This is a genomic window from Enterocloster sp. HCN-30185, from assembly GCF_037890305.1.
Taxonomy (GTDB): domain Bacteria; phylum Bacillota; class Clostridia; order Lachnospirales; family Lachnospiraceae; genus Enterocloster.
Window position 1 is genome coordinate 162114 of record NZ_JBBKBT010000003.1, and the last position, 12409, is coordinate 174522.

Below are 12409 nucleotides of genomic sequence, written 5' to 3' on the forward strand. Positions count from 1 at the left end.
ATACAGCAAAGCGGCCAAAGAAAACAGCCTGCAGCTATCCCCTTCCGGGCAGCCGCAGGCTCTGTCTTCTAAAATGACCAGTTAAACAATTGTCGTATTACACTTCAAAAATCAGATCGCCGTAGCTTGGCATGGGCCACAGATCCTTGTCCACCAGCATCTCCAGACGGTCTACAGGAGTCCTTAAGGCCTCCATGGCAGGAACGACCTCACTGTGGTATGCCAGTGCCTGATCCTTTCCGCTTTCCATGGCTGCGCAGCGGGCCGTTGCATCTTCCAAGGCAGACAGGGCTGTTTTTGTCTCAGCCAGAAGGTCTGAGGATTCCAGCAAAAGCTCTGTCTGTGTGCTCACGTCTGCCTCCGGGCAGGCATTTCTAACCGCGGAAATGGAACCTGCCAGCTGGGTGGTGTAGCGGATCACTGCAGGAATGATCTGCTTTCCTGCCATATCGATCATGGTCTTTGCCTCAATGTTAATGCTCTTTGCATAGCTTTCGTATTCTACCTCGGCTCTGGACTCCAGCTCGGCTCTAGTGAATACGCCGAACTCCTCAAACAGCTTTACCGCCTTGTCTGTCACAAGAGCCGGGATCGCGTCTACCATAGAGCGAAGGTTGGGAAGCCCTCTCTGTTCGGCTTCCTTTACCCACTCCTCAGAATAGCCGTTTCCATTGAAGATAACTCTTCTGTGAGCTGCCAGAAGCTCTTTAATGAGGTCATGGACTGCCATATCAAAGTCCTCGGCCTGCTCCAGCTGATCAGCCGCTTCCTTAAAGGCTTCTGCCACAATGGTATTTAACACCGTATTGGCAGATGCTACGGAATCAGAGGAACCTACCATACGGAACTCAAATTTATTGCCTGTAAAAGCAAAGGGTGAGGTGCGGTTCCGGTCGGTAGCATCCTTGTCCAGATCCGGCAGGATATTTACGCCGGTGCGCAGAGTTCCGCCCTTCTTGGAATGGGTCGCTTCTCCGGTGTCGCAAAGCTGGTCGATCACATCCTCCAGCTGCTCGCCCAGGAAAATGGAAATAATTGCCGGCGGAGCCTCGTCTGCTCCCAGTCTGTGATCATTTCCCACATCAGAGGCAGATTCACGGAGCAGATCTGCATGGCGGTCTACAGCCTTGATGATGCAGGCTAAAACCAGAAGGAACTGGATATTCTCATGGGGCGTATCGCCGGGGTTCATCAGGTTGGTGCCGTCGTCGGCAGTCAGGGACCAGTTGTTGTGCTTACCGGAGCCATTTACCCCATAGAAAGGCTTTTCGTGGAGAAGGCAGGCCATGCCGTGGCGTCCGGCTACCTTTTTTAATGTCTCCATCACCAGCTGATTGTGGTCTACGGCCTGGTTCACGCCCTCATAGATGGGAGCCAGCTCATGCTGGGCCGGGGCTGCCTCGTTGTGCTGGGTCTTGGCAGGCACTCCCAGCTTCCACAGTTCCTTATTTACATCGTTCATATAGGCGCCAATCCGCTCTCTGATGATGCCGAAATAGTGGTCGTCCATCTCCTGCCCCTTTGGCGGCATAGCGCCGAATAAGGTGCGGCCGGTATAAATTAAATCCTTTCTCTGCAGATACTTCTGGCGGTCAACCAGGAAATACTCCTGCTCTGGTCCCACGGAAGGATTGACCCGTTTTGCAGTGGTGTTTCCAAACAAGCGCAAGATCCGCAGGGACTGCTCATTGATGGCCTGCATGGAGCGCAGCAGAGGGGTCTTTTTATCCAGAGCCTCACCCTTATAGGAACAGAAGGAGGTAGGAATACAGAGGGTCACGCCGATAGCGTCCTCTTTTAAGAAAGCCGGAGAGGTACAGTCCCATACCGTATAGCCTCTGGCCTCAAAGGTTGCGCGCAGGCCGCCGGAGGGGAAGGAGGAAGCATCCGGTTCACCCTTTATGAGTTCTTTTCCAGAAAACTCCATGATCACACGGCCTTCAACGGGAGCGGAAACAAAGGAATCGTGCTTCTCAGCCGTAACGCCTGTAAGAGGCTGGAACCAGTGAGTAAAATGGGTTGCACCATGGTCAATCGCCCAGTCTTTCATAGCATGAGCTACCACATCTGCAATACTGGGATCCAGCTCTGCGCCATCCTCAATGGTCTTTTTCAGCTTCTTATATACGCTTTTAGGCAGACGGTCTCTCATCACGGCATCATTAAACACATCCTTGCCAAACATCTCTGTAACACTTATTACTTTGCTCATAGATTCTCCATCCTCTCTTTTCATGGTGTCCCCTTTCCCCAATGCACCCCAAAAGGCGGTTTTGTACAGCAAAAGGCGTTCTCTCCTTTTTCAAAAAGAGAACGCCCTCGTTCTTTTGTTATAAAATAAACCATTTCCCGTGAAAATGCAAGCGGTTTTTCCAAAAACAGAATCAGTTTATTCTAATAAGTTTTAATTCACAGAGCTTATGCATTTGCCTTTCCAACAGAACCAAACAGCTCCATCTTCTCTTTTACAGTTGCGCGGATTGCCTCTGCGCCAGGAGCTAACAGCTTTCTTGGGTCAAAGCCCTTGCCCTGCTGATCCTTTCCTGCCTCGATGTACTTTCTGGTAGCCTCTGCGAAGGAAAGCTGGCATTCTGTATTTACGTTGATCTTTGCAACGCCCAGGCTGATAGCCTTCTTGATCATATCCTCGGGAATACCTGTACCGCCGTGAAGAACTAACGGCATATCGCCGGTTGCTTCCTTAACCTTCTCCAGTACGTCGAAGTTTAAGCCCTGCCAGTTCTCCGGATACTTGCCGTGGATATTTCCGATACCTGCTGCAAGGAAGTCAACACCCAGATCAGCGATAGCCTTGCACTCTGCAGGATCTGCACACTCGCCTGCGCCTACCACGCCGTCTTCCTCGCCGCCGATAGAGCCTACCTCAGCCTCTAAGGACAGGCCCATTGTATGAGCGATCTTAACCAGCTCTTTTGTCTTCTCCACATTCTCTTCGATCGGATAATGAGAGCCGTCAAACATAATAGAGGAGAATCCGGCCTTAATGCACTTGTAGCAGCCCTCGTAGGAGCCGTGGTCTAAGTGAAGTGCCACCGGTACGGTAATATTTAATTCCTCAAGCATAGCAGAAACCATAGCTGCTACGGTCTTAAATCCGGTCATGTACTTGCCTGCGCCCTCGGATACACCCAGGATAACCGGGGACTGAAGCTCTTCTGCAGTCAGAAGAACTGCTTTTGCCCACTCCAGATTATTGATATTGAAGTGACCTACTGCATATTTGCCTGCTCTTGCTTTTTCAAGCATATCTTTTGCTGATACTAACATAATATTTCCTCCTTATACTTGGGCGCTCCCCCAGCTGCATGAACCCGGAACCCGGATAACAGCCCTGGAACGCAGTTCTACTTTGTTATGTTTTTAACAGTTTCGAATTCATTATAAACCATACCATCCAAAAATGGAAGAACTTTTATGAAATCCCAAGGATATTCTTAACGGTTTCCTCCATCTCATCCACAGCGCACTCTCTGTCATGGCGGATGGGCGCAGTACGTATCTCCTCTACCGCTTTTGGAAGCACAAGGCCGGCAGCTGCAGCCAGCTCATCGGCCACATCAAACTCATCCTTTCCCTCTGTGGCCGCTTTACCCTTTACAGCATCCATTACACTGCGTGAGAACTTAAAGGGACTGGCCGTGGACGCAATAACCGTCTTTGTCTGATCGCCTGTTTCCTTTTTATACTGTCCGTATACGGCCGCTGCCACGCCTGTATGTGTGTCGATGAGATAGCCTGTATCCTGGAAAATGGTCCGTATCGCAGCTTCATTTTCCTCCTCTGTGGCAAAACCGCCCTTAAAATCAGCCATAAAGGCCCGCATCTCATCCGTAATAGTATAATGGCCATCCTCTGCCAGCTCCTTCATCAGAGCGGCGTTTGCTTTCGGATCCGGGCCTGTACTTAAATAGATCAGGCGCTCCAGATTGCTGGAGATCAAAATATCCATGGACGGAGAATTGGTAAGAATAAACTCCCTTCTGCGGTCATAAGTGCCTGTGGTGAAGAAATCGTACAGCACCTTATTATCATTAGAGGCACAGATCAGAGTACGGATGGGAAGCCCCATTTTCTTGGCAAAATAGGCTGCGAGAATGTTGCCGAAATTGCCTGTGGGAACCACCACATTGATCTCCTCCCCGGCAGCGATCTCCTCATTTGCCAGAAGCTTTGCATAGGCGTATACATAGTACACAACCTGAGGCACCAGACGGCCAATGTTAATGGAATTGGCGGAGGAAAACTGGAATCCCTTCTCTGCCAGCTCCTTTGCCAGCTCCTTGTTATTGAAAAGATTCTTTACTCCGGTCTGGGCGTCGTCAAAATTGCCGTGGATGGCGACAACTGCCGTGTTCTCCCCCTTCTGGGTGCGCATCTGGCGCTCCTGCACCGGACTTACGCCGCCTTTGGGATAAAATACGATGATACGGGTGCCGGGTACATCCGCAAAGCCTGCCATAGCTGCCTTTCCGGTATCGCCGGAAGTAGCCGTTAAGATCACGATTTCCTTATCTGCATGGTTCTTCTTTGCCGCAGTGGTCATCAGATGAGGCAGAATAGATAATGCCATATCCTTAAACGCAATGGTGCTCCCATGGTAAAGTTCCAGATAATAAGCGCCATCGGCCTTTGCTAACGGAGCGATCTCCTCTGTGTCAAATTTGCTGTCATAGGCTTTCGCAATACAGGACTTCAATTCCTCTTCCGTATAATCTGTGAGGAAAAGCTTCATCACCTCATATGCGGTCTCCTGATAGGTCATTCCGGCCAGCTTTTCAATAGAAACATCCAGCTTCGGAATTTCAGTGGGCATAAACAGGCCGCCGTCGGCAGCCAGACCCTGAAGGACGGCCTGGGATGCTGTGACCCCGGCCTGTCCGCCTCTGGTACTCTGGTAAGATAATGCCATAATCAATTTCCTTTCTTTATGCGATGTATACTTTGAGGGACTGCCAGTCTGAACGCACAGCCCCGGACCCTTATTTGCAGAAAGTTTAGCATATTTTAATGAGAGGTGCAACTGTTAAGGGGCAGGAACGGGAATTTTTCTTGAAATTACTGTTGTAAAAGAAGAAAACGGCCGCAGGAAACACTTGCGTGAACCCAAAATTTGCCTTATTATGATAGCCGAAACAAAAACCGGATTTTTCCGGAAAAATGAGGTTGACATGAGATATGAACATACAGTGAAGGGACGTTTTCTGGAACGTCCCAATCGCTTTATCGCCTATGTGGAGGTAAACGGCCAGCGTGTTATCTGCCATGTAAAAAATACAGGACGCTGCAGAGAACTGCTTACCTCCGGCTGTACCGTGGTGCTGGAATTTCACCCCCACGCCAGGGAAATGGGAAGGAAAACAGAATTTGACCTAATCGCGGTCTATAAGGGAAACCTTCTGATCAATATGGATTCCCAGGCGCCCAACCGGGCTGCCCTGGAATGGATGGAGAACCTCTCCCAAAAGGAGCCAAACGACAACGCGCTCCGGATGCTCCAGCCCTTTGATCCATCTGGGAGCATCTGGCTGCCCCGTAAGATCCGGCGGGAGGTAGTCCACAAAGATTCCCGGTTCGATCTGGCATTTATGCTGGAAAACCAGCAGACCGGAGCCTTAAAACCTGCCTTCATGGAGATAAAGGGCGTAACCCTGGAAGAAAATGGAATCGTCCGCTTTCCCGATGCTCCCACAGAGCGGGGTGTAAAGCACCTTCAGGGCCTGTCCGAAGCTGTTGCCGAAGGCTTTGAGGCCTTTGTGCTCTTTGTCATACAGATGGAAGGAGTAAGGGAATTTCGTCCCAATGATGAAACACACAAAGCCTTTGGGGACGCCCTGCGGGCAGGAGCCAGAGCCGGACTGCATATTCTGGCCTATGACTGTGAGGTAGAGGAAGCTTCCATGAAAATCCGCAGAGAGGTAAAAATCAGTCTCTCTTAAGTCCTGTTATCATATACTATGGTATCAGGGTCAAAAGGATGGATAAAACATGGTATTTCCCTTATGCGATCTGAAAGCCGGCGAAACAGCCCAGGTGGTCTGGATCATATCCGAACCTGCCATGGAGCGCCGTCTGAGCCGCCTGGGCTTTCGCTTCGGAGAGCCGGTAACCTGTATTTTTAAAAGCAGAACGGCAGGCTTGTCGGCATATCGTCTTCATAAACGGGTCGTTGGGATCCGCCAGCGGATCACCCGTGAAATTCTGGTACGGAAAAACACTTAAAACACGAAAGGATTTATATATGAAGGATCTTACAAAAGGCACACCGGCCCGGATCATGATCAGCTTTGCTGTTCCCGTAGCCCTTGGAAATATGTTTCAGCTGTGCTACAGTCTGGCTGATACCCGCGTAGTAGGAAGCGCCCTGGGAGAAACTGCTCTGGCAGCTGTGGGGGCCACCGCCTCCATCAGTACTCTTTTTATCGGCTTTCTGTCCGGCCTTACAAACGGATTTTCTCTGCTGATCGCCAGAGAATTCGGCGCAGGAAACGAAGAAGGAGTAAAACGCTTTGCCGCAGGCAGCCTGCTCCTTGGAGCTTTAACTGCCCTGTCCCTCACACTGGCCTGTCTCGCAGGCCTCCCATGGATCCTCGGACTTTTAAACGTGCCCCAGGAGCTTCTTATCCAATCAGACAGCTATATCCGCGTCATTCTGTCCGGACTGTTTGTCACCATGCTGTACAATGCCTGCGCCTCTGTCCTGCGGGCTGTAGGCGATACAACAGCCCCTCTGCTGTTTCTGATTTTTGCAGCTGTATTAAATGTGGTTTTAGATCTGGTTTTTATCATGTACTTTGGCTGGGGCATAGAAGGAGCCGCCTTTGCTACGGTTCTGTCCCAGGGGGTGGCGGCCTGCTTAAGCCTGATCTATATGTTCTGCAGATACCGGATCTTCCGCTTCTGCCCGGCTGATTTTAAAATATCCGGAGAACAGGTCAAAAAACTCTACGCCTCCGGCCTCTCTATGGCTGCCATGATGTCCCTTGTATTTTTCGGCACCCTGTCGCTCCAGTGCGCCATCAATACCTTTGGCCAGGATATCATCGTAGCCCATACAGCCGCCCGGAAAATTACAGAATTTTGTATGCTTCCCTTCAGCGTCATGGGCGTAACCATGGCAAATTACTGCGGACAGAATACGGGAGCCGGCCGCATGGACCGCATCCGGACGGGAATCCGCCAATCCCTTCTTCTGACCTGGATCTGGGCCGTAGGAATGATCCTTTTAAGCTGGACCATTTCTCCCAGACTGGCTTCTATGGTTACAGGCTCCCAAAACGAAACGGTTCTCAATACCGCAGCTCTGTATCTGAAGGTCAACACCCTGTTTTATTTTGCTCCGGCTGCTATTTCTATCTTGAGAAACAGCCTTCAGGGCATGGGCGATCATGTGACTCCCATATGCTCCAGCATGATCGAACTGGCTGGAAAAATCATTGCCGCCTTCCTTCTGGCGGATATTTTTAAGTACTGGGGAATCATCGTGGCAGAGCCCGTTGTATGGGTTTTAATGGTTATACCGCTGATCGTGAAAACGAGAGCGCTTCTGCAATGAACGGCCCCGCTCAAAACAGCGCTCACAGATGGAAAATGGATGATCCCAGGAAAGCTCTCTGCCGCAGATGGAACATTTCCGGGTATAGCTGCCGCATTCTGTGCGCAGGATACGGCTGATCTCCTCCTCTGTGCTCCGCCTTTCATGGAACAGGTTTTCTTCCTGGACAGGAAGTCCTGTCTTCCGTGAAAACTGAAAATAAAGATCCAGCATTTTATAATAGCTTTCCATATCGTAAAGATCCGTTCCCGGACTGTAGGGAAATTCTAGTTCATCCACTTCTCTGTATTCCCGGCAGTAATCCTTCCACAGATCCATCACCAGACGGTTATCAATGTCTACTGAGCAGGTAATAAGCTTATAGATCTCCTGTTTGGTAAATTCTTCCAGATGATCTCCGTGGATCCGCTCAAAGCTCATGTAGAGAGATAACAGCTCATCCACCTCCATTTTTTCATAAATAGCAGGCGCCTCCATACCGGCCCAGATCTTTACCAAAGTGTCAATCTCTGCAGGCAGGTTCAAAAGCTGCTCAGGAAAACCCACATAGGCTTTCATAATGGGAAGAGGGCGGGCGGATAAGCCGTCCTCAATGGTTTCTATATCGTCAATGGCCGTCACAAAGCCCTCGTCATAAAGGCCAAAGCGGCCCGCCCGTCCTGCGATCTGACGGATTTCCTCCGGCAGAAGACTGCGTCTGGTCGTGCCGTCAAATTTTCTTGTTTCCACAAACACGATCCGGCGGATGGGAAGATTTAATCCCATCCCAATGGCGTCTGTGCTTACCACCACCTCCGTCTCACGCTCCAGAAAACGGCGCACCTGCTCCCTCCGGGTAGCAGGCGGCAGGCTTCCGTAGATCACACTGCAGCGCACCCCCTGATTTTCCAGATGGGCGGCCAGAGCCAGAACGGACTTCTTTGAAAATACGATCAGAGCGTCTCCCTTTTTCAGATCCCGCTTCAGGGAGTAGGGCTTCTTCTCAAGGGTAAGGCGCGTACTTCTTTTGTGGCGCACGATCTGAAAGGAATCCCCGCAGCGCTTGATCATCTGCACCATGATATCTTCTGCCTCAGGAGCCATGCACAGGTGGATCTCCTCCGCACGCAGCCCCAGCACAGCACGGGTCCAGTTATGGCCCCGGTAAGGATCTGCTGCCATCTGACATTCATCTACCACGGCTACGTCAAAGTATTCGTGATCATTTAACATTTCCACCGTACAGGCCTGACAGACCGCTCCGGGAACCTCCAGCGTCTCCTCTCCGGTAATCATGGAGCAGGGTACATGTTCACTGTTTAAACGGTCGTAAACCTCCAGCGCCAAAAGGCGAAGGGGACCGAAATAGGCTCCGTGCTCTGCCTGTTTTAACCGCTCCAGTGCGTCATGTGTTTTTCCGCTGTTAGTAGGGCCGATATGAAGGATAAAACGGCGCTTCATGGCCCGTGTCTCCGGGTATTCATCCTCCGGACGGCGCTTGACCGACTCCCTAATCCCCTTTTTAATGGTTTTGGGGATATAGAAAAGCTGATAAGCCCGTTCCAGTGAATTCGTTAGAAGATATCTGCGGATCCCCTGCATTTTTAATACGTGCTCCAGCTCCTCCTGCGTAAGTTCCGGCAGAAATTCCAGATCCTTTTTTGCCAGATGCTCACAGAATTTCTCCATACACCGGCAATTCTCCTCCCACCGGGTAAGCTGAGGACCGGGCTTTATGCGTCCCTCTTTATGCATCAGGAACGCACAGACTTTTGCCAGCATGGCGTGTATATCGCTTAATTCGTTTGGTTTTATAATTTTTTCCAGACACGCATCATTTAACCGGGACAGACGATTTCGCAGCTCTGCCCCTGTCATGGCCCGGCAGCGTCTGTTGGACGGACCAAAAAACAGTTCCTTATAGCAGTCGGCCAGACAGACGGCGCATTCATTTCTTATTTCCATTAACCGCTCTCTTTCAGACATGCTTATACCATAGTAGTGTCTACGAAATTCTCAAAACCGGAGATGCCAAACTGAGCGCTGACACTGTTAATCCCTTCTGCAATTTCCTCTCTGGAAAAATTGGCGGTATAAAGAGCATCATCATCCAGCTGGTTTAAATACATATAAAATGCCAGAGCCATTTCCAAATACGCCCTGTCACTGGTATCCAGACATTCATACAGCTCATTCTCAGCCCCGTTAATGTCTCCTGCATCTGCCAGATCCTTTAAACGGCGGTAAGCCCGATCCACGGGCGTGTAAGCCGCCTCTGAGAGAGGAAGGTCATAATCAATTTCATTTTTTCCCAGTGCCAGTCCGGCAATGGCCCGCACAAGGTCGGTAATCGTACGCATTACATAATCATCCTGATATGCCATAGTTGTTCACTCCTGATTGTTTGCTGCCCATTCCAGTCCCAGAGAGCAGACCTTTGGGGACTTATTTTCTACTAAGTATAGGGGATACCGCCAGCTGAGTCAAGATGCTTCATTCCCCCTTTGCCTTTCCCTCCCCTTGACTCCCATTTTCCCAGCAATTATAATGGAAAAAATACGAAAGAGAACAAATGTGTATATGAAACTAAATGATAGGAATACAACCCCATTTTCCTTTATAAAAAAAACGGACAAAAAAATGACATCAAGTCTCATTCTGGCCGTTTTATCTGTTCTGCTCCTGGGCTGTGCCAGAACATTTCCTGTATTTGCCCAGTGGTACTCCGTAACCATTTATGCCGGTCTTAAAAATACCATCGCACGGTTTTCCGGCCTTTTTCCATTTTCACTGTCTGAGGCAGGACTTTACCTTCTTCTGGCTTTCTGCCTGTATTGGATACTCCACAGCTTAAAACGCCCTCTCCTGCTTTTTAAAAATGCCTTTTTTCTTGCCTCGCTTTTATTTTTTATCTATACAATAAACTGCGGAATCAATTATTACAGAAAGCCCTTTTCCGAAGAGGCCGGATTTTCTGAAGAATTAAAAAAAGGCAGTACGACTGCGGAGCTTTATTCGCTCTGCGAATATCTGGTAAAGCAGGTAAATGAAACTGTGCCAGGGGAAGACTCTCCCAAACGCAATGCTTTCTTTTTCCGGTCTATGGGGGAATTGGGACAGGAGGCTATGGCAAATTTGGGGGCTGATTTTCCCCAGCTTGGGGGCTGGTATCCTTACCCCAAACCGTTACTGAATCCCCGGCTTCTATCTGTACAACAGCTTACAGGAATCTACTCTCCCTTTACCATTGAAGCAAATTACAACAGCGAGATGCCATTTTACAATATTCCCCATACGATCTGCCATGAACTTTCTCATCTAAAAGGGTATATGAGAGAAGATGAGGCAAATTTTATCGGATATCTGGCCTGTATCGGATCCGATGCAGAGGCGTTTCAATACAGCGGATATCTGACCGGATGGGTTTATGCGGGAAATGCCCTGGCAAAAGCGGATTTTGAGGGCTACTGCCGCCTGTATGAACAATTAGATCCTCAAGCAATAGAGGACTTAGGAGAAAACAACCGGTTCTGGGACCAGTTTGAAGGAACGGTGGCAGAGGTATCCACGAAAGTAAATGACACCTATTTAAAAGCCCACAGCCAGACCGACGGGGTCAAAAGCTATGGGCGGATGGTGGATCTTATGCTGGTATACTACCGTTCTTTTTGAGAAACTTCTTATAGGTAAGATCCATTCCCAATGCTCCCAGAGGAGCTGTGATAACAATCGCCAGAACTGCTACGGACAGCACCAGTGCTCCGCAGGGAAGCCCCAGGGCCAGGGGCACGGAACCGATGGCAGCCTGAACCGTGGCCTTAGGCAGATAAGCGATGATGCAGAACAGGCGCTCCTTCAAATTCAAAGCGGTTCCGAACAGGCAGAACATGGTGCCCAGAGAACGGAACACAAGGGCTGCAGCAATCATGGCCAGTGCCGGAAGTCCGGCTTCAAGCGTATAGCGGATATCTACAGCGGCTCCAACCAGAACAAAAAGAATAACCTCTGCCGCGATCCACAGTTTTCCAAATTTTTCCGAAAGACGGGATGATACATCTGGAATACTCCTTATTTTCAGCACGCAAGCTGTACTTACTACAGCCAGAAGACCGGATATGGATACGATTTCCTTCAGCCATGTTTCCACTGCCATCAGCAGAAAGGATACTCCCAGAAGAATAATAACCTTTGTGCTGTTTCTCACATAACGGCCGCAGACATAGGCTTTTTCAAAAAACAGGCTTAAGGCGTACCCGGTTCCCACACCCAAAGCAACCCCAAGGATAATCGAAACAGGCACATTCAGCAGATCCGTTCCATGAACCGCTCCGCCCTGGGCCATGGTGACAAAGGTGGAGAAAAGAACAATGACGAAAATATCATCACAGGATGCTCCTGCCATGATCATCTGAGGGATGCTTTTATCTGTACCGTACCTCTCCTCCATGAGCTGAACCATCCTTGGGATTACCACCGCAGGCGAAACAGCGCTCAGTACAGCGCCCATGACAGCGGCTTCTACCCTTGTAACTCCCAAAATATGGGGTGCAAAAATAAGAAATCCCAAAATCTCAAAGCTGGCGGGAACGCAGGCCATCATAACGGCCGGACGGCCCACCCGTTTTAAATCTGCCAAATTAAGCGACAATCCGGCCTTTAGCAAAATAATGATCAGAGCCATCTGGCGCAGGTCTGCCGATACAGCCAATATGGAAGGATCCAGCAGATTCAGCGCATAAGGCCCCAAAAGGATGCCCGTTAAGAGCATACCGATGATGCGGGGCAGCTTAAGCCGCTGACACACAGCCGCCATAGCCAGCCCCAGCAGAAAAATAAATGACAGGGATGTGAGCATGT

General features: G+C 49.9%; 10 protein-coding genes. 4 read left to right on the top strand and 6 right to left on the bottom strand.

What is annotated here, in order from left to right:
* Nucleotides 1-97 precede the first annotated feature (97 nt).
* From WKT10_RS04805 to thrC, 3 genes are all read right to left on the bottom strand, one after another.
* Nucleotides 98-2212 (bottom strand): glutamine synthetase III family protein, encoded by a 2115-nt coding sequence (locus tag WKT10_RS04805; RefSeq protein ID WP_066550989.1) that lies wholly within the window; start codon nt 2210-2212, stop codon nt 98-100.
* Between the two features lie 206 nt (nt 2213-2418).
* A complete protein-coding gene (gene fba, locus WKT10_RS04810) occupies nt 2419-3288 on the bottom strand; it encodes a class II fructose-1,6-bisphosphate aldolase (protein WP_066550414.1) in 870 nt (289 codons plus the stop codon).
* 145 nt (nt 3289-3433) lie between these two features.
* Nucleotides 3434-4930, bottom strand: a complete 1497-nt coding sequence (gene thrC, locus WKT10_RS04815; RefSeq protein ID WP_066550416.1) for a threonine synthase — start codon at nt 4928-4930, stop codon at nt 3434-3436.
* 259 nt (nt 4931-5189) lie between these two features.
* Between thrC and sfsA the strand changes: the two genes are divergently transcribed.
* The 3 genes from sfsA to WKT10_RS04830 are packed head-to-tail and all read left to right on the top strand — an operon-like array spanning nt 5190 to nt 7573.
* On the top strand, nt 5190-5957 hold the full coding sequence (gene sfsA / locus WKT10_RS04820) for a DNA/RNA nuclease SfsA (protein WP_337434481.1): 768 nt from the start codon (nt 5190-5192) through the stop codon (nt 5955-5957).
* A 49-nt stretch (nt 5958-6006) separates the two neighbouring features.
* Nucleotides 6007-6240: a FeoA family protein gene (locus tag WKT10_RS04825; RefSeq protein ID WP_337934231.1), complete on the top strand. Its 234-nt coding sequence runs from the start codon at nt 6007-6009 to the stop codon at nt 6238-6240.
* 19 nt (nt 6241-6259) lie between these two features.
* On the top strand, nt 6260-7573 hold the full coding sequence (locus WKT10_RS04830) for an MATE family efflux transporter (protein WP_337934232.1): 1314 nt from the start codon (nt 6260-6262) through the stop codon (nt 7571-7573).
* Here WKT10_RS04830 and WKT10_RS04835 read toward each other — a convergent pair.
* Complete coding sequence (locus WKT10_RS04835; RefSeq protein ID WP_340275847.1) at nt 7526-9517, bottom strand: helicase-related protein; 1992 nt, start codon at nt 9515-9517, stop codon at nt 7526-7528. The genes WKT10_RS04830 and WKT10_RS04835 overlap by 48 nt on opposite strands.
* 23 nt (nt 9518-9540) lie before the next feature.
* Entirely contained in the window at nt 9541-9936 is a 396-nt protein-coding gene (locus WKT10_RS04840) for a DUF6483 family protein (RefSeq protein ID WP_066550426.1), read from the bottom strand.
* A gap of 196 nt (nt 9937-10132) precedes the next feature.
* Here WKT10_RS04840 and WKT10_RS04845 point away from each other — a divergent pair, with 196 nt between their 5' ends.
* Entirely contained in the window at nt 10133-11224 is a 1092-nt protein-coding gene (locus WKT10_RS04845) for a DUF3810 domain-containing protein (protein WP_445292993.1), read from the top strand.
* Here the strand turns inward: WKT10_RS04845 and WKT10_RS04850 are convergent.
* A complete protein-coding gene (locus tag WKT10_RS04850; protein ID WP_337434476.1) occupies nt 11196-12407 on the bottom strand; it encodes a cation:proton antiporter in 1212 nt (403 codons plus the stop codon). The genes WKT10_RS04845 and WKT10_RS04850 overlap by 29 nt on opposite strands.
* Nucleotides 12408-12409 lie beyond the last annotated feature (2 nt).